A 19,478-nucleotide genomic window follows, 5' to 3' on the forward strand; every position below is an offset into this window, starting at 1 on the left:
GATGAGCAAAGACCAAGGTTCGAATATCAGGGAAGTGGCAGCTCTTGCGGGCGTTTCCATCGCGACCGTATCGCGGGCGCTGCAGCAACCCGACAAGGTTCGCCCGGAAACCAGAAAGAAGGTTTTCGACGCCGTGCGGCAGGCCAACTTCGTTCCCAATGCGCAGGCGGCAAGCTTCCGGCGTCAGTCCAACAACACTGTCATCCTTCTCGTTCGCGATATCGGCAACCCGTTTTATCTCGAAATCTACAAGGGCGTTGAGGAAGCGGCGGGCGAAGCGGGCTTCAAGGTGCTGATGGGCGATGCCCGCAACGACGAGAACCGCGTGGCGACCCATATTGACATGGTGCGCCAGAAACATGCCGACGGCCTGATCCTGATGACCGGCCAGTTTCCCGCCGAGCTTCTCGAACAGGGTGACGCGCTGCCGCCGATTGTCATCGCGTCGGAAACGGTGCCGGGCCTCGCGCTGCCGACCGTCAAGGTGGACAACCGCGCCGCCTCCAAAAACGCCATGCGCCACCTCATCGAGGCGGGGCATCAAAGGATTGTTCATCTGGCCGGTCCGGTTCCGGAAAGTCTGGCGCAGGAACGTTTCGATGGTTATCGCGCGGCACTTGCCGAAGCCGGCATCGCTTATGCCGACGAACTTGTCGTGACGGGCGATTACAGCATCGAGGCCGGACGTCAGGCAATTGGCAGCCTTCTTGAAGGCGGCATTGCCTTCACCGCGATCTTCGCCTCGAGCGACCAGATGGCGATTGGCGCGATCAGCGAATTGCGTGCGCGCGGCGTTTCGGTTCCGGCCGATGTCTCCGTCATCGGCTTCGACGATATCATTTTCGCCAATGCCTTCGAGCCGCCGCTTACCACGGTGCGCCAGCCCCGGCAGGAAATGGGCCGCAGGGCCATGGCGCTGATGGTCGACCGGCTGAACGGTAAACGCACGGCCGAGACCATCGTGCTGGATACGGAACTGGTGGTGCGCGGCTCGGTCGCGCCCTGCCGCCCGCCGCATCGGTAGCGGCCAGACTGTGAATGCAAGGAGTGTAAGGACATGAAGACGATCAAAGGCCCGGCGATTTTCCTCGCGCAATTTGTCGGGGACAAGGCCCCCTTCGACACGCTCGACAATCTCGGCCAATGGGCGGCTTCCCTCGGTTACAAGGGCATTCAGGTGCCGACCGATCCCAGGCTCTTCGATCTTGAGAAAGCCGCTGCATCCAAGACCTATTGCGACGATATCAAGGGCCGTCTGGCGGAAATGGGTATCGAGATCACCGAGCTTTCGACCCATATTCAGGGCCAGCTCGTCGCCGTTCACCCGGCCTATGACGAAATGTTCGACGGTTTTGCACCCGCCGAACTGCGCGGCAAACCAAGCGCGCGGCAGGAATGGGCGGTCAACCAGCTGAAATATGCGGCGAAAGCCTCGCAGCATCTCGGCCTCAAGAGCCACGCCACCTTCTCTGGCGCACTCGCCTGGCCCTTCGTTTACCCATGGCCGCAGCGCCCGGCGGGCCTCGTCGAACTGGCCTTTGCGGAGCTGGGCAAACGCTGGACCCCCATTCTCGATGCCTTTGAAGAGAGCGGCGTCGATCTCTGCTATGAGCTGCATCCGGGTGAGGATCTGCATGACGGCATCACCTTCGAGCGTTTCCTCGAAGCCACCGGCAATCACCCGCGCGCCAACATCCTCTACGATCCCTCCCACTTCGTCCTTCAGGCGATGGATTATCTCGATTTCATCGACATCTACCACGAGCGTATCCGCGCCTTTCACGTCAAGGATGCCGAGTTCAATCCGACTGGTCGCTCAGGCGTTTATGGCAGCTATCAAAGCTGGGTCGACCGGCCGGGCCGTTTCCGCTCGCTCGGCGACGGGCATGTCGATTTCGGCGCGGTGTTTTCCAAGCTCACCCAATATGACTTCGACGGCTGGGCGGTGCTGGAGTGGGAATGCGCGCTGAAGCACCCGGAAGACGGCGCGCGCGAAGGCGCTGGCTTCATTGAAAACCACATCATCCGCGTGACCGAACGGGCTTTCGACGATTTCGCCAAAAGTGGTGTCGATGATGCCGCCAATCGTCGCCTTCTCGGTCTCTGAAAGGAAACTTCATGTCCTCCACGATAGCAAAATTCGATAGCCGCCGTATCCGTCTCGGCATGGTCGGCGGCGGTCAGGGCGCCTTTATCGGTGCGGTGCATCGCATCGCGGCCCGGCTGGATGACCGTTACGAACTGGTGGCCGGCGCGCTTTCCTCCGATCCGGCACGTGCGGCCGCTTCGGCAACTCTGCTTGGCATTGCACCGGAGCGGTCCTATTCCTCGTTCGAGGACATGGCGGCGGCCGAGGCTGGACGCGAGGACGGTATCGAGGCAGTCGCCATCGTCACCCCGAACCACCTGCATTTCGCCCCCTCCAAGGCCTTTCTCGAAGCCGGCATCCACGTCATCTGCGACAAGCCGGTCACCGCGACGCTGGAGGAAGCGAAGGCGCTGGCCGAGATCGTCAGGGCATCCGACAGCCTGTTCGTCCTGACGCATAATTACACCGGCTATGCGATGCTGCGGCAGATGCGCGAGATGATCGCTGATGGAGCCATCGGCAAGCTGCGCCACGTTCAGGCCGAATATGCGCAGGACTGGCTGACCGAAGCCGTTGAAAAGACCGGCGCAAAGGGTGCTGAATGGCGCACCGACCCCAGCCGTTCCGGCGCAGGCGGAGCAATCGGTGACATCGGCACGCACGCTTTCAACGCCGCCGCCTTTGTGACGGGTGAAATCCCAACAAGCCTTTATGCCGATCTGACCTCGTTCGTTCCGGGCCGGCAGTTGGATGACAGCGCCAATATTCTGCTTCGTTATGCAAGCGGCGCCAAGGGAATGCTCTGGGCGAGCCAGATCGCAGTTGGCAATGAAAACGCCCTGTCGCTCCGGGTCTATGGCGACAAGGGCGGGCTTGAATGGCACCACCGCGTGCCGGATGAGCTGTGGTTCACGCCTTACGGCGAACCGAAGCGGCTGATCACCCGCAATGGCGCGGGTGCAGGCGATGCCGCCAACCGTGTCAGCCGTGTGCCATCAGGGCACCCGGAAGGATATCTCGAGGGTTTTGCGACGATCTACCGCGAAGCCGCAGATGCAATCATCGCAAAGAGGGAGGGAAAAACGGCCGCCGGGGATGTGATTTATCCCGGCATAGAGGACGGCCTTGCGGGTCTCGCATTCATCGATGCGGCCGTCCGGTCCAGTCGGACCTCGTCCTGGGTCGGGATCGACATCTAGCTCACCCAATATCGGGCACGGACGACGCAGGGCACAGGAGGCGGTGCCCGGCATGACCCGGCCAGACGGCCGGGAAAGGCGAGGGCACGCGTGTCGTCATATTGATCAAACGGAAAGGGAGTTACGCGTTTGAAAACGTTCAAGTCAAAATTCGCTGGCATGGCATTCGTGGTTGGACTGGCGGCCGGTTTCGCAAATCCGGTTTTTGCCGATGACAGCAAGGTGCTGCCGATTGCCGCGCAGATGTACACGCTGCGCAATTCCGGAACGCTGGAAGAACAGCTTGCCATTCTCAACCGCGCTGGCGTTTCCGCCGTGGAAACGGTGGATATGCAGAAGGTCAGCGCCGGCGAACTGAACGCGCTCTTGGAAAAGCACAAGATCAAGGTCATTTCCTCGCATGTGCCGATCGACAAGCTGCGCGGCAACCTCGATGAGGTCATTACCGAGCAGAAGGCCGTCGGCAATCCTGTCGTGACCGTGCCTTTCCTGAAGCCGGAAGACCGCCCGAAGGACGCCGCCGGCTGGACCGCCTTCGGCAAGGAGCTTGGCGGTTACGCGGACAAGCTTTCCGCGGCGGGCCTCTCCATGGCCTATCACAACCACGACTTCGAGATGGTCAAATTCGACGGCAAGACGGCGCTCGAACTGCTGCTCGACGCGGCAGGCCCGAAGCTGCAGGCCGAAGTCGATGTCGCCTGGGTGGCGCGTAGCGGCAATGACCCGGCAGAATTCCTCGGCACCTTGAAGGGCAAGGTTTTTGCCATCCACGCCAAGGACAATGCACCGGCCGGCACTGCGGAAAACGAGCGCGGTTTTGCCACACTCGGCACCGGCGTTCTCGACTGGAAGACAATTCTGCCGGCGGCCAAACATGCCGGCGCAAAATGGTTCATCCTTGAGCACGATCTTCCGCTCGATGCCGAAGCGGTGGTGACCAAGGGCAACGCGTTCCTCAGCGAACGCCTGCCGACCATTCAGTAAACACTGCCAGTAAAACCAGAACCGCTCCCCGGCGGCCGGTTTCGGCGGGGAGCATGAGGTTCGACAGACGCATATCCATTTTCCGCCGCGTCGCGACGGGAAACGCTTTGTCCTGTCGTTTTTTCCAAGCTCACATCGGAGGAGTTATCATGGCAAACAATCATTATGATGCGATTGTTGTCGGCTCGGGCATCAGTGGAGGCTGGGCCGCAAAGGAACTCACGCAAAAGGGCCTGAAGGTCCTGATGCTGGAGCGTGGCCGTAACATCGAGCACGTCACCGACTATCAGAATGCCGACAAGGAAGCCTGGGATTACCCCCATCGCAACCGTGCCACGCAGGAGATGAAGGCGAAATACCCCGTTCTCAGCCGCGATTACCTGCTGGAAGAGGCGACGCTCGGCATGTGGGCCGATGAGCAGGAAACGCCTTATGTCGAGGAAAAACGTTTCGACTGGTTCCGTGGTTACCATGTCGGCGGTCGCTCGCTGCTCTGGGGCCGCCAGACCTATCGCTGGTCGCAGACCGATTTCGAGGCCAATGCGAAAGACGGTATCGCGGTCGACTGGCCCATCCGCTATGAGGACGTGTCTCCATGGTATGACTATGTCGAACGCTTTGCCGGCATTTCCGGCAGCCGCGAGGGGCTGGATATTCTTCCCGATGGCGAATTCCTGCCGCCCATTCCGCTCAATTTCGTGGAGCAGGATGTGGCCAGCCGGCTGAAGAAGGCGTTCAAGGGCACGCGCCACCTCATCAATTCACGCTGCGCCAACATCACCCAGGAACTTCCCGATCAGGAGCGCACGCGCTGTCAGTTCCGCAACAAGTGTCGGCTGGGCTGTCCCTTCGGTGGCTATTTCAGCACGCAGGCCTCGACCCTGCCTGCGGCGGTCGCCACCGGCAATCTGACGCTCAGGCCTTTCTCCATCGTCAAGGAAATCCTCTACGACAAGGACGAGAAGAAGGCGCGGGGCGTCGAGATCATCGATGCAGAAACCAACCTGACCTATGAATATACCGCCGACATCATCTTCCTGAACGCCTCGACGCTGAACTCGACATGGGTGCTGATGAATTCGGCCACCGATGTCTGGGAGGGCGGTCTCGGCAGCAGCTCCGGCGAACTCGGCCATAACGTGATGGACCACCATTTCCGCATGGGCGCCACCGGCCAGGTGGAAGGCTTCGAGGACTTCTATTTCAAGGGCCGCCGTCCGGCGGGCTTCTACATTCCGCGTTTCCGCAATACCGGTGACGACAAGCGGAAATATCTGCGCGGTTTTGGGTATCAGGGCTCCGCCAGCCGTTCGCGCTGGGAGCGGGAGATCGCCGAACTCAATATCGGCGCCGACTACAAGGAGGCACTGACCGATCCGGGCGGCTGGACCATCGGCATGACCGCCTTCGGCGAAATGCTGCCCTATCACGACAACCGCGTGAAGCTGGATCATGACAAGAAGGACAAGTGGGGCCTTCCGGTCCTGTCAATGAATGTCGAGATGAAGCAGAACGAACTCGATATGCGCGAAGACATGGTCAATGACGCCGTCGAGATGTTCGAGGCGGTTGGCATCAAGAACGTCAAGCCGTCGCGGGGCAGTTACGCCCCCGGCATGGGCATCCATGAAATGGGAACTGCTCGCATGGGGCGCGACCCGAAAACCTCCGTCCTCAACGGCAACAACCAGGTCTGGGACGCACCCAACGTCTTTGTCACTGACGGTGCCTGCATGACCTCGGCCTCCTGCGTCAACCCATCGCTCACCTACATGGCGCTGACGGCGCGTGCCGCCGATTTTGCCGTTTCCGAACGCAAGAAGGGGAACCTGTGATGAACAGACGCGAACTGCTGAAACTGATAGCCATTGCCACCGGCCTTCCGCTGATCGGCGCGGATGTTCTCACGGCTGCCGAAAACGCCACCAAGCCCGCCGGCGCTACCCACGTCTTCACCCCGGAGGAGATCCGCTTTCTGGACGAGGTGGCGGAAACCATCATTCCCCGCACCTCCACGCCGGGGGCGAAGGATGCTGAAGTGGGTGCATTCATGGCCGTCTATGCGGCCGATTGTTATACCGACGAACAGCGGACACTTTTCCTGTCGGCGATTTCCGATATCGAGAAACGCAGTCAGGCCGAACACAAAAAGGCCTTTCTGGAGCTGACGGCGGAACAGCGGCAGGCGCTGCTTGCTGCGCTGGACAAGCAGGCGAAGGCGGAACAAACGCCGGCAAAGCCGCACGCCTTCACGCTGGTCAAGCAGTTGACGCTGCTCGGCTTCTTCACCTCGAAGATCGGCGCCACGGAAGTTCTCGTCTACGACGAGATTCCCGGCGGTTTCGAAGACCGCCTTCCCTACAAGAAGGGCACGCCCGCCTGGGGCACGACCTGACGAGAGAACTGTTGGCCCGTCCGCATTTGCAGACGGGCCACACTCAAGCGGCAAGACAAGGATGACACGATGCGCAGTACAATCATCATCGCGGCGGCTATGCTGACCGCAAGCACCGTTCCCGCTCTTTCGGAGGGCAATGTTGCCAAGGGGGAGGCAGCCTTCAAGCGCTGTTCCGCCTGTCACGCCATAGGCGAGGGCGCGAAAAACAGGGTCGGCCCACAGCTTAACGGCATCATTGGCCGTGCGGCAGGCGGCGTGCCCGACTATACTTATTCGGCTGCGATGAAAAAAGCGGGCGAGGACGGCCTCGTCTGGGCACCGGAAGAATTGCGGGATTTCCTGAGCGCGCCCAAGAAGAAAATACCCGGCAACAAGATGGCGCTGGCCGGCATCAGCAAGCCGGAAGATCTGGACAATCTCATCGCCTATATCGAAAGCGCGGCTTCGAAACCGGCTGAGTGAGAGCAGTGCGGCGACGCGGTGGAAGTAAAGCTCCTGGCGAAGGTCAGGCGCCTGCGCGCTAGACTTGGCTCGCTTCGCCCTCCGCCAGCTGAGCAAGGCCTGGCAGATTGCAGACCAGAAGCTTCTGCCGCCCACCCTGCACCAGCCCCTTGCTCTCCCAACTGCTGAGGATGCGGGAAACGGTGTGCAGCGTCGTGCCGGTCATTTCGGCTATATCCTGTCGCGAGATCGGAAAGTCGATGCGGATACCGTCCACCTCTTTACGTCCCGCCTGCTGCGAAAGGCGCAGCACGGCGTGGGCTACCCGGCGCTCCACTTCCTGCGTCGACATTTCGCGGATGCGCGTATGGGCTTCCTCGAGACGCTGGCCGATGGTCTGCATGGCGGAAACGGCGAGATGCGGGTTCTGTTCGACGAATTGCGGCCAGAGGTCCGTCTGCCAGGAGAGTATCACGCTTTCGGCAGCCGTCGTGGCGGTGCCGGGATAATCCGACCGTTGCAGCGCGCGGGCGAAACCGAAGAGATCGCCGGGATGCACCACGCGTACGATGATCTGCTGGCCATCATGGGTCACCTGCGTCACCTTCAGGCGGCCGTGGATGAGCAGGAAGAAATGCGTGGCCGGCTGGCCCTGCTCGAAAATGGCTTCGCCCGGCGGCACCAGCCTGGATGTGGCGTGGGTCAGCAGTCCGTCCAGCTCATCGTCGGCCATCTTGGCAAACAAGGCCAGCGACCGGATGACGCTTCGGTCAATCTTCACTTGCACCTCTCCGGTGATTGGCCGCCGCCTTGGTTCCCGCAATGGGCGCCCCAGGTGTCGGCCTCTTCTGTATCCTCACAATACAGCACTATCACGGGCTGAAGAAGATCAAATGATATGAATCAACCAATTGTTTTTATTGACGATTATCAAGAAGACGGAGCGGCTGCGCCAAGCTTTTCGAGAAGCGGCGCATACCAGCGCGTATCCCTCACCAGCCGGAACCCCAGATTGTCCGGCGGCACGCCGACGGCGCAGCCGCCGCTTTTCGGGTTTTTGACGAAGGCGCTCATCGCCGCCCGGTGTTTTCCCGAAGCGACGGGAATGCCGCAGGAGGCGACGGTATCGACTACATCGCCATCCTTGCCGAGCGTCACACGGTGGCTGCAGCTCGATGTCCATTCCCAGACATTGCCGCCGAAATCGGCAAGGCCATATTCGTTTTCGCCGAAGCTGCCATAGGATTGCGGAACGGGATTGCCCGACGCCTTGCGGCTGGTCTGCCGCTCGTAATCCGCCAGCCAGCGCAAAGCGGGGTTTTCACTGTCGGCAGCCACACCGAGCGTTTCATCCGGAAAAAGCGAGCCGGCGGCGAAGGCCAGTTCAGCATCGCTCGGCAGGCGCCAGACAGCGCCTGTCCGTTCGCTCAGCCACGCCGCATAAGCGCGAGCGTCGTCCTGGCTGATGCCGGTTGCCGGTATCGCGCCGCCGACCGGAGCGGCAAAGCCGGGTTCCGGCGGCTGACAGCCGCCTTCCGCCACGCAGCGCGCATAATCCGCGCTCGATACCTGATATTTCATGATCGTCAGATTTTGCCGCATCGCCACGTCGACCATCGGCCCATCGACGGCATAACCATTGCGGAAATATTCGCCCTCCGCCCGGTAGGTGAAATGTCCGGCGGGCACTGTAACGACCTGTGGAGCCATCATGGCCACGCGGTCATCAATGCCGCTGCGGATGATCCCGGACTGGAAACCGATGGCCGTTGCCAGCAGCGTTGCAATCGAGAGCGGGAGAAGAAGCGAGACGGCATTTGGGAAGTGGCTGTTGCCGGGAATGCCCATGAGAACCTGCCTGCGTCGTGGAGACGCCAAACATCGGGCCTGCCTTCAGGCCGCAGAGAGTAGAAGGGGAGCGCGCCGTACCTGCTGGCGGCGCGCTCCGGTTTGCGTCAGATGCTCGATGGGGCAAGCACCGCCTGCATCAGGCTGTTGTTCCACTCGCCCGTAACCTTGAAGTGGGCGGCTGCACCCAGCTCGAAGGCCTCAATGAGGTTGTGGTTGACATAGGCATAGATGCCGGGCTGCTCGAAGGTATAGAAGGCCGCGCCCGCCGTGCCGCCGGGAATGAACCAGGTTTCCTGGTCGAGATCCGGCGGGTTGCGGAACTTGCCCGTCGCCCAGACATAATCGCCATGGCCGCCGATAAGATGCGGGCGGGTATCACGGTTCGCCTGCGAATGGACGATCAGCACCTTCTCGCCAACGGCGGCCTGAAGGGCATGTTCCCCTGTCAGGGCGCCGACTGCGCCGTTGAAGACGATGTGCGTCGGCGTCAGCTTGCGCATCACCTCCAGCGTGTCGGCCATGGCGTCGCCGGCGCTTTCATATTTCTTGAAATTGCCGTTCTCGTCGCGGGGAATGTAGAAGTCCTGCTCGCCGACATAATAGACCTTGTCATAAACAAGCTCCTTGCCGTGGCCGTCTGTCAGGCCCTCGCGCGGCAACACCATGATCGCGCCATTCATGCCCGAGGTGACGTGCCACGGCACCATGCCGGGAGGTGCGCAGTGATAGACGAAGACGCCGGCCTTGGTGGCCTTGAACCGCAGGATCGCCTTTTCACCGGGGTTGACGATGGTGAGCCCGCCGCCGCCGAGCGCGCCGGTGGCCGAGTGGAAATCGATATTGTGCTGCAACTCATTGGTATCAGGGTTGATGAGGGTCAGTTCGACATAGTCGTCCTGATGCACCACCATCAAGGGGCCGGGAACCGAGCCGTTGAAGGTCATGGCGTGGACCTCGGTGCCCTTGTCGTCGAGGATCATCTTCTGCTCTTTGATTGTGAGCGTGAACTCGACGATCTTCGGTCCGCCTTCGGCTTTCTGCGTGTGGGCATGCACGAAGGGCGGTTTGACGAGATCAACCTTTACGCGAGGCAGCGCTGCAATCTCCGCGCTCGTCAATGGCTTGGCTGCGGCTTTCTTTTCCTCTGCCGCGCTCGCTGCCGATGGCATGATGACGGGAGCTATAGCCCCTGCAAATGCTGCGCCTGCGAGAATATTACGCCGTGTGATGTGGAAGGTTTCCGTCATCATTCTTCTCCTATCCCTCTTGGGGCAGAGCATGTTTCGCTCTGTCACAGCATTTGTAGCGGAAGGGCGGAAATACAATTTGAGATGGAGCAAACTTCGCTTTCGGCGCCCTGCGACATTTTGGCAGGTGGCTGAAGGCCGGTGTGGAAGGGTCGCACCGCCTCTTTGCCTGTTCGCAAAGAAGCCGGACGGGCTTGCGTCTAGACATATGTCAAGACCAAGCAAGGAGCATTATAATGAGTGGCAGCCAAACCGTTCTCACCGAAGGGCGCAGCCGGCCAAAGGGCGGCATTCCAAGAGGGCTGGCGCGCACCGGCCCGGTTATCTTTTCTTACGGCTTCCGGCCGTTTTTCCTCGGCGGCGCCCTCTGGGCCATCGTGGCGATGGTGTTGTGGATCGCAGCCCTTTCCGGCTTCATCGACCTTGGCGGGGATTATGGCGCGCCGAACTGGCATGCCCATGAGATGCTGTTCGGTTTCGCTTCGGCGGTGCTGGCCGGTTTTCTTTTGACGGCCGTGCCGAACTGGACGGGACGACTGCCGGTATCGGGCAAACCGCTGGTCTGGTTGTTTGCGCTCTGGTGCGCGGGCCGGCTTTTGCTGCTTGTGCCGGATAAGGTGGGCGTGGTCACCGCCGCAGCCGTCGACGGGCTTTTCCTGCCTGCGCTTCTCACGATCTGCGCGCGCGAGGTCATTGCCGGGCGCAAATGGAAGGACCTGAAGGTGCTGGGCGGGCTGCTGGCGCTTTCCGTCGCCAACATCGTATTCCACGTTGCAGCGATTGGGGGCGATCATAGCCAGATCGCGACCCGCCTTGCCGTCTCGGCCTATACCGTGCTCGTTATCATCGTCGGCGGCCGCATCGTGCCGAGTTTTACCCGCAACTGGCTGAACCGTTTCGGCCGCACGGATTTCCCCGTGCCCTATAACGGCTTCGATACCGCCGCCATCCTCACCGGCATCGCGGCGCTGGCTGTCTGGACAATAGAACCCGAGAGCATGGTGGCAGTACCAACGGCGCTTCTGGCGGCATTCATGCACGCCGTGCGTCTGATCCGCTGGCGTGGCTGGACGACCTGGCCGGAGCAGGTGCTGGTGGTGCTGCATGTGGCCTATGCCTTCATTCCCGTCGGTTTCATTACCATAGCGCTAGCGGCTCTTGACGTCATGGACACGCGTTCCGTCCTGCATGTCTTCACCGTCGGCGTCATCGGCTGCATGATGCTTGCTGTCATGACAAGAGCGAGCCTTGGCCACACCGGACGCAAGCTTGCGGCGAGCAGGGTTACCATTGCCGCTTATGTCGCGCTGATCGCCTGCGCGCTGCTGAGACCGGCAGCCGAGTTCTTCCCCGGTGCGATGATGCATCTCTACGCTTGCTCGGCGCTCTTCTGGATCGTAGGTTTCGGTCTCTTCTGCATTGAATATGGGCCGATCCTGATGCGCGAGCGCAAACCACTAAAAGCGTAGAGAGCTTGCATGCGATACTGCCAAAAACGAACCGCCCCGGAGGCAACTTCCGGGGCGGTTCGGTTTCGGGGGATTTGATTTATGGCTTAATGCGCGCCGGCACCGGCGCGGATGAAGATGCGGAACGCGGTGCGGGCGTCGTCGAAATTGCCGGCCCATTGATGGCCCCGGGCCAGAAGTTCCGGGTAAAGGAAAGTCGGCTCCTGCGGCATCAGCACGAAGATCACGGCACCCGGTGGAAGACGGTCGAGTGCGGCAAGCGTGCGGCTCGCCTGGCCTTCGGCCGTTTCGTCGCTGAGATCGAGATAGATGACCGGATCGGGCCATATCTGCGGCTCCTCGGCATTGCCCGCAAGCGCTGGCGAAACGGAAATCTGCTCGGCTTCAGTGGATTGCGGCGTGAACAGCACTTCCCAGTCGCCGCCGCCGATTTCCCTCACCTGATGGTCGAAACCGCGTTCGGCCATCACCTTGAACAGCGGGACGGGCCGGAAGGTGGCGTATAAGCGCAGCGCCTCACCGGGAGCAAGCCCGGCCACGGCTTCCATGATGGCCGGAAAGGGCTCGCCGCCGCTCAGCAAAAGCGGCCGGACATCGAGTTCCCTGATCATTTCCGTCATTGCATCACCTCATCTATCGGCTGGCGGCGGCAAAGGCCGGCCGCCAGAGGTCTTTTCACCATGCCGCTGGCGCTGAGGTCAATGCTCGGAACCGCAGCAGCATTCGCAGCCGGACATATCGTCCTCGGAACCTTCGGCCTGTTCTTCAAGCCGGCCGATATCGAGACGCCAGACTTCCGGACCCTGTTCGAGATATTCCCAGCCGAATTCGCCGGGGAAATTGGTGGCGAGCTGGTAAAGCAATGGACGGGGATCGTGATCGCTGGTGATCTGCAGCGATTGCCCCTGAGCCAATGCGCCGAGCGCACCGAAAATGCGCGGATGGCGTTCGCGATGCGGAATGATGCGTACATCGATATTGGTTGCGGTTTGGGCTTCGGACATAGGCTGGCTCCACGGCCGCGAACACTGAAATGTCCGGCGGTGCGGCCGGCCGGCGGACTGGAAAAACCTATCCGCCGTGCCGTTGGGAGACATTGTCGCCGCGCAAACAAACCTGAGATTCGTCAGGTCCGTTGCGAGACATGCTTCAGCCGGCAAGGCTGCGATAGATTGCCGGCAACGCCGATGGCAGCTTGGCGATCCTGCTGACGATGGCATAACCGTTCTGGCCGAACATGGCCGGAATATAGGATTGCGCCTTGCTGTCGACCGTTACGCCGAAGACGCTGACGCCCGAGCGCCGCGCGTCGGAAACCGCGCGGCGGCTGTCCTCGATGGCGAAGCGGCCCTCATAGTGATCGACATCGTTCGGCTTGCCATCCGTCAGCAACAGAAGCAGCTTGCGGCGCTCCGGTCTTTCATGCAGCCTGGTGCTGGCATGGCGGATGGCGGGGCCGATGCGGGTGTAGAAGCCGGGCTTCAGCGCCGCAATGCGACGCTCGACAGCGTGGCCCATCGGCTCATCGAAATCCTTCACCGTCTCCACTCGCACCCAGGAGCGGCGGCGTGAGGTGAAGGTCAGGATCGAGTGACTGTCACCGCAGGCGGAAAGCCCGTGGGCAAGCACCAGCAGCGCTTCCTTCTCCACATCAAGCACTCTGCGATTGTCGAACCAGGCGTCGGTCGACAGCGATACGTCGACGAGGATCGTCACAGCGAGATCATGCGCCTGCGGGCGGCTTGCCATATGAATGCGGTCGCTGCCCTGTCCGCCGGCGGCGATGTCGCTTCTGGCGCGCACCACCGCGTCAAGATCGAGATCGTTGCCGTCAAGCTGGGCTCGCAGCATTTCGTGACGTGGCCTCAGCACCTCGAACTGCCGCCTGACCCGGCGGATAAGGTTCTTGGTGCCCGGGTCGGGTTCCGGTGCCGTTTCGGCGTCATTCGCCGGTCCGGCGATCACCCGGCAATGATGGGCGAGATAGGTACCGCTGCGATAATCCCATTCGGGATAGGTGAGCTCCGCCGTCAGCGGGGTATGGTTCAGTGCTTCGGGCGGCAGGTCCAGATCGAAGCGGAAACGGGCGGAAGGCCGTCCCTTCCTTTCACCCAGCGTCATGTCATCCAGCTCGTCGGCCGCACTGCCGTCGGCATCGTCGCTGTCGTCGCCCGGCCGGTCGACATTGACCATCTCCGCCATGGCGAGGATTTTTTCGAAACGGTTGAGGATGAAGGGGCTGCGTTCCGTCTGCCGGTTCTCCGCCTTTTCGCGCACGGCGATATGACGGGCGGCCTCCGCCCCCTGTGGCGCTGCGCTCGCGGCCGGCTGGTCCTCGCCTTGCCGGGCTTCGGAGATTTTGCGCAGCAGCGTGTCTGGCCACAGCGGCACCGGCAGCATCGGCAGGTAGCGTGGCGGTGCTTTTTCCGGAAGACCGGCGGGCGGCGGATAGCCTTCGATCCCTGCCGCATCGGCCAGCATGGAAAGCACCCGTTGTTCTACCTGCTGTTCCGCCTGCGGCAACGGCCGCTTCTGCCGCACCGCCAGCATGGCGGCGCATAGCCGGCGATAACGGGCCTTCATGCCGGGAAAAACATGGGTTACGGCCTCTGCCAGTTCTACGGCGCGGTCGAGCCGGGCAAGATCGTTGCGCAGTGGGTCGGCAGCCACGACCGGCTCAAGCGGCATCATCGCCATGGCGGCGGCGAGCCAGAGATAAAGATCGCGATTGAGGTGGCGGTCGCGAAACAGATCGAGCACCGGCGGCAGCATCAGCGTGGCATGATCACGGCCAGGCTGGGCCAATTTTTCTTCGCCAAGGCCCATGCGTTGGCGAAGCCTCAGCCGGTGCGTGGAGGTGCGGGCGCGGGCCGGGGCGATCTGCACCGCATGTTCACCGCCAAAACCGCGGAAACAGATGGCCAGCACGGCCTGCATATCCTCCAGCTTCACGGCATGATCCGGAAAGCGCAGCCATGTGCCGGTTTCGCCGATCAGCCTGTGCCAGGCGCGGCCGACGGTTTCTTCCAGTTCCAGAAAGTCCAGCATGGTTTATCCTCATGGCATCGAGCCGGAATGCGCGGGCCTCGCCGCGCATTCCGAGATGGATATAAATGCGCCCTATCGGATGATCGCATCCGCGACTTCATGCAGCGCGGCCTTCACGTCCGGCTCGTCGGTCAGCGGCTCGATCATCGCCGCGCGCACGGCCTGGCGGGCGGGAAGGCCGGTATCGATGAGGCTGGCGCAATAGACGAGCAGGCGGGTGGAGACGCCTTCTTCCAGATCGTGACCCTTCAGGCCGCGCAGCCGGTGGGCGAGATCGACGAGCGGCTCGACATCGCGCGCATCCAGCCCGCTTTCATGCGAAACGACGGCGATTTCCTGTTCCTTGGGCAGAAAGTCGAATTCAATGGCGACGAAACGCTGGCGGGTGCTGGGCTTCAGGCTTTTCAGAAGGTTCTGGTAGCCGGGATTGTAGGACACGACGAGCATGAAGCCGGAGGGCGCTTCCAGAACCTCGCCGGTGCGCTCCAGCGGCAGGATGCGGCGGTCGTCGGTAAGCGGATGCAGCACGACGGCCACATCCTTGCGCGCCTCGACGATCTCGTCGAGGTAACATATGCCGCCCTGGCGCACCGAGCGTGTCAGCGGGCCGTCCATCCACACGGTTTCACCGCCTTTCAGCAGGTAACGGCCGGTCAGGTCGGCGGCGGCAAGGTCGTCGTGGCATGAAACTGTCGAAAGCGGCAGGCCGAGTTTTGCCGCCATATGGCTGACGAAACGGGTCTTGCCGCAACCGGTCGGGCCTTTCAGCAGCAGCGGCAATTGCCGCACCCAGGCGCTTTCGAACAGCACGCATTCATTGCCAAGCGGCGTGTAGAAGGGTGTGTCCGGTTGCGGCGGCGGTGTCGGGCGGAAAAGGGTGTTCATGGTCATCTCCATCTTTGATGGTAAGGAACCGGCTCTCCGGGGGAAAAGGAGAGCCGGTCCGTTTTCTCATTCGGCGGGCTGCACGAGGCGGGCGACGTCGCCCTGTTTCTGCTTGCCCGGCACCAGAACTGCCCAGATGAACATGGCCGCCGAAATGAGAACCGCGAAACCCGAGCCTAGGCGGATCCAGTAGAAGATCGCCAGATGGTCCTGCACATCCATGAAGCTTTCGCCCATGACGCGCTGCAGCTGGATCTGCACCACGCCGGCAAAAGTCAGCGCGAAGGTCATCACCGACATGGCCGTGCACATCACCCAGAAGCTCGTCATTGAAAGCCACTGATTGTAAGGTGCGCGCTTCTTCATTTCCGGCACGGCATAGGCCATCATGGCAAGGTTCAGCATCACATAGGCGCCGAAGAAGGCGAGGTGTCCGTGGGCTGCGGTGAGCTGCGTGCCGTGACTATAGTAATTCACCGACGACAGCGTATGCAGGAAACCCCAGACGCCGGCGCCGAAGAAGGCCATGACCGAGCAGCCGATCGACCAGAGCAGCGCTGCGCGGTTCTCATGCTTGCGGCCGGCTTTCCAGGTCATGACGAAGGTGAAGATGACCATGGTGAAGAAGGGGGCCACTTCCAGCGTCGAGAACAGCGAACCGATCCACTGCCAGTAACCCGGCGCGCCGATCCAGTAATAGTGGTGGCCGGTGCCGAGGATGCCCGAGAAGAGGGCAAGACCGACGATGACATAGAGCCATTTTTCCACCACTTCGCGGTCGATGCCGTTGAGCTTGATCATCAGGAAGGCGAGGATCGAGGCCATGATCAGTTCCCACACGCCTTCCACCCAAAGATGGATGACGTACCACCAGTACATCTTGTCGAGCGCGAGGTTCATGGGGTTGTAAAAGGCGAAAAGGAAGAAGATCGCCAGACCCCAGAGACCGAAGAGCAGGATGTTGATGACGGTGGTCTTGCGGCCCTTCAGCGCCGTCATGGTGATGTTGAACAGGAACATCAAAACGACAAGCACGATGCCGACCTTGATGGCGAAGGGCTGTTCGAGGAATTCGCGGCCTTCATGGATGCGGAACATATAACCGACCACGGCGACGGCGGCGGCCACCAGGAAGATCCAGAACTGCGCGATGGCGAGTTTGGGGCTGTAAAGCTCCGTTTCCGTTTCTTCCGGCAGAAGATAGAAGGTCGAGCCCATGAAGCCCATCAGCAGCCATACCACAAGGGCATTGGTGTGGATCATGCGCACGATGTTGAAGGGCAGAAGCTCGGAAAGCGTATTGGGCAGCACGTAGATCGTGGCGGCGACGACGCCGAACAGGATCTGCGCCACGAACAGCCCGATTGCGCCGTAAAAATACAGCATGGCGACTTTTTGCGTCTGGTATTTCATCTCGTCATCTCCTTGCCGTCAGCCTCAACCCGCATCGTTCGGCGGCCAGTTCTGCGTCTTGATCCGGCTCGCCCATTCGAGGAAATCGACGAGATCATCGAGTTCCTGTTCGGTGAGATTGAACTGCGGCATCTGGCGGCGGCCTTCGATGCCGGTGGGCTGGGCGGCCATCCAGGCCTTGATGGAATCGCGCGCCGTCTCCTTGTCTTCCACGCCGCCATAGCGCTTCCAGACATTGCCGAGTTCGGGTGCGAAATAGGCGCCTTCGCCGAGCAGCGTGTGACAGTTGATGCAGGAGTTTTTCTCCCACACATGCTTGCCGCGCGCGACGCTTTCGGTCAGCGTGCTTTCATCCGTCGAGGTGGTGCGCATGTAATAATGGCTATGGGCCGTCAGCCCGACGAATATGGCGAAGAAGAAGATGGAGCCGCCGTAAAAGACGTTTCGCGCTCCTGTTTTGGTCAGGCGTTCTGCCATGCCAATGGTCCTTTCCATCCGGAAGACCGCTTATGCGGACTGGCTTGATCGAACCCTCTTGCCGGAATTTGCCGGCAGGCTTCGGGTCTCGCCCCTTTCTAGCCGCTGGCCGCCGGCGTTCTTTGCCATTTGGCAAACAAGTGGAGAGGTGGTGTGGTCCGCCTTTCAGAGCGACAAAATCCCCTGCAGGAACGCTCGCAACAAGGCTGCGGCGGCAAAGATGGCCGGCCATGCCAGAAGCGCTGTGCGCAGCAGGCCACGCTCTTCGCGAAAGCCGAGAAAATCGTCGATGACGCGCCTGGATTTCAGGAGCGCGAAAAGCAGCATCAGGCAGGCGGCGGCGACCGGCGGCAGAAGCGCCGCTTTCCACGATGTCACGACGGCCGTACCGGCGAGGACGAGAATGGCGAGTGCTGCAAAACTTCTCGCAAGCTGGCGGGAGGTGCGGTGGATCATGATGTCAAACCAGATAGATAACGGGGAAAATGACGATCCAGACGAGATCGATCACATGCCACAGCGTCGTCACCAGCGTGACGTTCTCGTTTTTCGGGAAGACTGCGACGAGAAACAGCAGCACGGCCACGAAGACGACATGCAGCAGGTGGAAGCCGGTGAGCAGGAAATAAAGCTCGAAGAACGCGCCATAGGCGGGATCGGAGGCGAAGGCGATTTCGGTGGAGTATTCATAGAGTTTTACGCCGACGAAAACGAAACCCAGCAGGCCGGCAAGGACAAGCGCCCGTCGCTTGCCCGGGAGTGCGGTGTGGTGGCTGGCCGCAACGGCCGCCTGCCAACCGCTTGCCAGCAAAATCAAAGTGTTGAGACCGGCAAGTTGCGGTTGCAGATGCTGACGCGCGGCGGCGAAGGCCTCGGGATTGAGGGCGAAGGCGATGATGAATGCGCCGGTCAAAGCACCGAAGGCGGCAAGCTCGCTCCAGACCAGAATCCACAGGAGCAGGTTTCCGCTTTCCTCTTCCGTATTTATCGCCATGGTCTTGTCCGTAATTGTAAAACAGCAAGCCACGCTTAGGCGTCCTCAAACCCCGCTTCTTTGCGGTCGGTCAAAGAAGGGAGCGCGCAAAGCCCTATTGTCCTGACAAAGCGCAACTCTCAAAAATGGAGCTTCCCATGAACGATGCACAGGTCGGGCTGATTGTCGCAACCCCTGTTATCATTGGCTTTGCGGTGCTGTTGTACCGTATGGGAGTGTTGCAGCGCATGGGCGCGGTTTCCGCTGTGCTTGCCTCCGTGGCCATTGCGTCGGTGCTGTTCCTGAACCAGTGAGAAGACAGTCGCATGCTTGAACTTGTCGCCGCTCTTTCGCTTTTCGTGGCGCTGCATTCCATTCCCGCCGTACCTGCCGTGCGCGGCCGGCTGGTTGCGGCCATCGGCAGGCCCGCCTATTTCGGGACTTATTCCGTCGTCTCGCTTCTGACGCTGGGCTGGGTATTTTATGCCGCGCTGTCGGTCGATTATATTCCGCTCTGGGACGTCGCGCCCTGGCAGGCGCATGTCACGTTTCTGGCAGGGCCGATTGGCCTGTTTTTCGTGCTGGCTGGCCTCCTCAGCGTCAATCCGCTCTCCATTTCCGTACGGCAGGGGCAGGAGCCGGGGGCCATTGTCCGCATCACCCGCCATCCGGTGCTTATCGGTTTTCTGTTCTGGTCGCTTGGCCATGTCGTGCCGAATGGCGATCTGCGCTCCGTCATCCTGTTCGGCGGCTTTGCACTGTTCTCGATGGGCGGAATGGCCATGACCGAAAAACGTGCGCGGAAAAGACTGGGTAATGCGTGGAACGTGGCGGCTGCCGGAAGCGCTACGATTCCCTTCGCGGCGACTCTCACAGGCAAAACCCGCATCGCGGTGGATGGGCCGATGCTGCTCGCCGCGGCGCTGACGGGGTTGACGGTGTGGTGGCTGCTGGCCGGCGGCCATGCCATGCTTTTCGGCGCGGACCCCATGGCCTATCTCTGA

Annotated in this window: 21 protein-coding genes; 10 read left to right on the plus strand and 11 right to left on the minus strand. The window is 61.2% G+C overall.

The genetic code is table 11. From position 1 onward, the window contains the following. Position 1 precedes the first annotated feature (1 nt). The 7 genes from FGF54_RS23010 to FGF54_RS23040 all read left to right on the plus strand — a co-directional run bounded on the left by FGF54_RS23010 (position 2) and on the right by FGF54_RS23040 (position 7,132). Positions 2-1,024, plus strand: a complete 1,023-nt coding sequence (locus FGF54_RS23010) for a LacI family DNA-binding transcriptional regulator (protein WP_035226958.1) — start codon at positions 2-4, stop codon at positions 1,022-1,024. A gap of 33 nt (positions 1,025-1,057) precedes the next feature. Then, positions 1,058-2,107: a sugar phosphate isomerase/epimerase gene (locus FGF54_RS23015; RefSeq protein WP_142781264.1), complete on the plus strand. Its 1,050-nt coding sequence runs from the start codon at positions 1,058-1,060 to the stop codon at positions 2,105-2,107. Positions 2,108-2,118: 11 nt separating this feature from the next. Then, positions 2,119-3,288, plus strand: a complete 1,170-nt coding sequence (locus FGF54_RS23020; protein WP_142781265.1) for a Gfo/Idh/MocA family protein — start codon at positions 2,119-2,121, stop codon at positions 3,286-3,288. A gap of 129 nt (positions 3,289-3,417) precedes the next feature. Beyond that, the gene (locus FGF54_RS23025) at positions 3,418-4,272 is read left to right on the plus strand and encodes a sugar phosphate isomerase/epimerase (protein WP_168208221.1); all 855 of its coding nucleotides are present in this window, start codon (positions 3,418-3,420) and stop codon (positions 4,270-4,272) included. Positions 4,273-4,421: 149 nt separating this feature from the next. Beyond that, complete coding sequence (locus FGF54_RS23030) at positions 4,422-6,107, plus strand: GMC oxidoreductase (protein WP_142781267.1); 1,686 nt, start codon at positions 4,422-4,424, stop codon at positions 6,105-6,107. Further along, positions 6,107-6,667 carry a gluconate 2-dehydrogenase subunit 3 family protein gene (locus tag FGF54_RS23035; RefSeq protein ID WP_142781268.1) on the plus strand — a complete coding sequence of 187 codons (561 nt, stop codon included), beginning with the start codon at positions 6,107-6,109 and terminating at the stop codon, positions 6,665-6,667. Before FGF54_RS23030 ends, FGF54_RS23035 begins: the two co-directional genes overlap by 1 nt. 69 nt (positions 6,668-6,736) lie before the next feature. Continuing rightward, positions 6,737-7,132, plus strand: coding sequence for a cytochrome c family protein (locus tag FGF54_RS23040; protein ID WP_142781269.1), 396 nt, complete (start codon positions 6,737-6,739; stop codon positions 7,130-7,132). A gap of 58 nt (positions 7,133-7,190) precedes the next feature. Here the strand turns inward: FGF54_RS23040 and FGF54_RS23045 are convergent, their stop codons facing one another. The 3 genes from FGF54_RS23045 to nirK all read right to left on the minus strand — a co-directional run bounded on the left by FGF54_RS23045 (position 7,191) and on the right by nirK (position 10,209). Next, the gene (locus FGF54_RS23045; RefSeq protein WP_142781270.1) at positions 7,191-7,892 is read right to left on the minus strand and encodes a Crp/Fnr family transcriptional regulator; all 702 of its coding nucleotides are present in this window, start codon (positions 7,890-7,892) and stop codon (positions 7,191-7,193) included. 149 nt (positions 7,893-8,041) lie between these two features. Continuing rightward, the gene (locus FGF54_RS23050; RefSeq protein WP_142781271.1) at positions 8,042-8,959 is read right to left on the minus strand and encodes an SUMF1/EgtB/PvdO family nonheme iron enzyme; all 918 of its coding nucleotides are present in this window, start codon (positions 8,957-8,959) and stop codon (positions 8,042-8,044) included. 107 nt (positions 8,960-9,066) lie between these two features. Beyond that, the gene (nirK, locus tag FGF54_RS23055; protein WP_142781622.1) at positions 9,067-10,209 is read right to left on the minus strand and encodes a copper-containing nitrite reductase; all 1,143 of its coding nucleotides are present in this window, start codon (positions 10,207-10,209) and stop codon (positions 9,067-9,069) included. A gap of 236 nt (positions 10,210-10,445) precedes the next feature. On the opposite strand from nirK, the gene FGF54_RS23060 reads away from it, so the two are divergent. Then, the gene (locus FGF54_RS23060; protein ID WP_142781272.1) at positions 10,446-11,678 is read left to right on the plus strand and encodes an NnrS family protein; all 1,233 of its coding nucleotides are present in this window, start codon (positions 10,446-10,448) and stop codon (positions 11,676-11,678) included. Between the two features lie 86 nt (positions 11,679-11,764). Here the strand turns inward: FGF54_RS23060 and FGF54_RS23065 are convergent, their stop codons facing one another. The 8 genes from FGF54_RS23065 to FGF54_RS23100 form a co-directional block, all read right to left on the minus strand. Next, positions 11,765-12,298: a DUF2249 domain-containing protein gene (locus tag FGF54_RS23065; RefSeq protein WP_142781273.1), complete on the minus strand. Its 534-nt coding sequence runs from the start codon at positions 12,296-12,298 to the stop codon at positions 11,765-11,767. Between the two features lie 78 nt (positions 12,299-12,376). Next, positions 12,377-12,682, minus strand: coding sequence for a DUF2249 domain-containing protein (locus FGF54_RS23070; protein ID WP_003504642.1), 306 nt, complete (start codon positions 12,680-12,682; stop codon positions 12,377-12,379). A gap of 145 nt (positions 12,683-12,827) precedes the next feature. Then, the gene (locus FGF54_RS23075; protein ID WP_142781275.1) at positions 12,828-14,726 is read right to left on the minus strand and encodes a nitric oxide reductase activation protein NorD; all 1,899 of its coding nucleotides are present in this window, start codon (positions 14,724-14,726) and stop codon (positions 12,828-12,830) included. Between the two features lie 72 nt (positions 14,727-14,798). After that, complete coding sequence (locus FGF54_RS23080; RefSeq protein WP_142781276.1) at positions 14,799-15,611, minus strand: CbbQ/NirQ/NorQ/GpvN family protein; 813 nt, start codon at positions 15,609-15,611, stop codon at positions 14,799-14,801. Between the two features lie 66 nt (positions 15,612-15,677). After that, on the minus strand, positions 15,678-17,024 hold the full coding sequence (locus tag FGF54_RS23085; protein WP_142781277.1) for a nitric-oxide reductase large subunit: 1,347 nt from the start codon (positions 17,022-17,024) through the stop codon (positions 15,678-15,680). 24 nt (positions 17,025-17,048) lie between these two features. Next, positions 17,049-17,501, minus strand: a complete 453-nt coding sequence (locus FGF54_RS23090) for a cytochrome c (protein ID WP_142781278.1) — start codon at positions 17,499-17,501, stop codon at positions 17,049-17,051. 165 nt (positions 17,502-17,666) lie between these two features. After that, positions 17,667-17,957: a hypothetical protein gene (locus FGF54_RS23095; protein ID WP_142781279.1), complete on the minus strand. Its 291-nt coding sequence runs from the start codon at positions 17,955-17,957 to the stop codon at positions 17,667-17,669. 4 nt (positions 17,958-17,961) lie between these two features. Continuing rightward, the gene (locus tag FGF54_RS23100; protein ID WP_142781280.1) at positions 17,962-18,495 is read right to left on the minus strand and encodes a cytochrome c oxidase subunit 3; all 534 of its coding nucleotides are present in this window, start codon (positions 18,493-18,495) and stop codon (positions 17,962-17,964) included. 137 nt (positions 18,496-18,632) lie between these two features. Between FGF54_RS23100 and FGF54_RS23105 the strand changes: the two genes are divergently transcribed. Continuing rightward, a complete protein-coding gene (locus tag FGF54_RS23105; RefSeq protein WP_003504656.1) occupies positions 18,633-18,788 on the plus strand; it encodes a hypothetical protein in 156 nt (51 codons plus the stop codon). A 12-nt stretch (positions 18,789-18,800) separates the two neighbouring features. Beyond that, positions 18,801-19,478, plus strand: a complete 678-nt coding sequence (locus FGF54_RS23110) for an NnrU family protein (protein WP_142781281.1) — start codon at positions 18,801-18,803, stop codon at positions 19,476-19,478.

The sequence above is a fragment of the Agrobacterium sp. T29 genome (genome assembly GCF_006970545.1).
Taxonomy (GTDB): Bacteria; Pseudomonadota; Alphaproteobacteria; order Rhizobiales; family Rhizobiaceae; genus Agrobacterium; species Agrobacterium leguminum.

Coding starts and splice junctions, on each gene's coding strand:
- FGF54_RS23010 (WP_035226958.1), top strand. CDS start 2: ATGAGCAAAGACCAAGGTTCGAATATCAGGGAAGTGGCAGCTCTTGCG.
- FGF54_RS23015 (WP_142781264.1), top strand. CDS start 1,058: ATGAAGACGATCAAAGGCCCGGCGATTTTCCTCGCGCAATTTGTCGGG.
- FGF54_RS23020 (WP_142781265.1), top strand. CDS start 2,119: ATGTCCTCCACGATAGCAAAATTCGATAGCCGCCGTATCCGTCTCGGC.
- FGF54_RS23030 (WP_142781267.1), top strand. CDS start 4,422: ATGGCAAACAATCATTATGATGCGATTGTTGTCGGCTCGGGCATCAGT.
- FGF54_RS23035 (WP_142781268.1), top strand. CDS start 6,107: ATGAACAGACGCGAACTGCTGAAACTGATAGCCATTGCCACCGGCCTT.
- FGF54_RS23040 (WP_142781269.1), top strand. CDS start 6,737: ATGCGCAGTACAATCATCATCGCGGCGGCTATGCTGACCGCAAGCACC.
- FGF54_RS23050 (WP_142781271.1), bottom strand. CDS start 8,959: ATGGGCATTCCCGGCAACAGCCACTTCCCAAATGCCGTCTCGCTTCTT.
- nirK (WP_142781622.1), bottom strand. CDS start 10,209: ATGACGGAAACCTTCCACATCACACGGCGTAATATTCTCGCAGGCGCA.
- FGF54_RS23060 (WP_142781272.1), top strand. CDS start 10,446: ATGAGTGGCAGCCAAACCGTTCTCACCGAAGGGCGCAGCCGGCCAAAG.
- FGF54_RS23065 (WP_142781273.1), bottom strand. CDS start 12,298: ATGACGGAAATGATCAGGGAACTCGATGTCCGGCCGCTTTTGCTGAGC.
- FGF54_RS23070 (WP_003504642.1), bottom strand. CDS start 12,682: ATGTCCGAAGCCCAAACCGCAACCAATATCGATGTACGCATCATTCCG.
- FGF54_RS23075 (WP_142781275.1), bottom strand. CDS start 14,726: ATGCTGGACTTTCTGGAACTGGAAGAAACCGTCGGCCGCGCCTGGCAC.
- FGF54_RS23080 (WP_142781276.1), bottom strand. CDS start 15,611: ATGAACACCCTTTTCCGCCCGACACCGCCGCCGCAACCGGACACACCC.
- FGF54_RS23085 (WP_142781277.1), bottom strand. CDS start 17,024: ATGAAATACCAGACGCAAAAAGTCGCCATGCTGTATTTTTACGGCGCA.
- FGF54_RS23090 (WP_142781278.1), bottom strand. CDS start 17,501: ATGGCAGAACGCCTGACCAAAACAGGAGCGCGAAACGTCTTTTACGGC.
- FGF54_RS23095 (WP_142781279.1), bottom strand. CDS start 17,957: ATGATCCACCGCACCTCCCGCCAGCTTGCGAGAAGTTTTGCAGCACTC.
- FGF54_RS23100 (WP_142781280.1), bottom strand. CDS start 18,495: ATGGCGATAAATACGGAAGAGGAAAGCGGAAACCTGCTCCTGTGGATT.
- FGF54_RS23105 (WP_003504656.1), top strand. CDS start 18,633: ATGAACGATGCACAGGTCGGGCTGATTGTCGCAACCCCTGTTATCATT.
- FGF54_RS23110 (WP_142781281.1), top strand. CDS start 18,801: ATGCTTGAACTTGTCGCCGCTCTTTCGCTTTTCGTGGCGCTGCATTCC.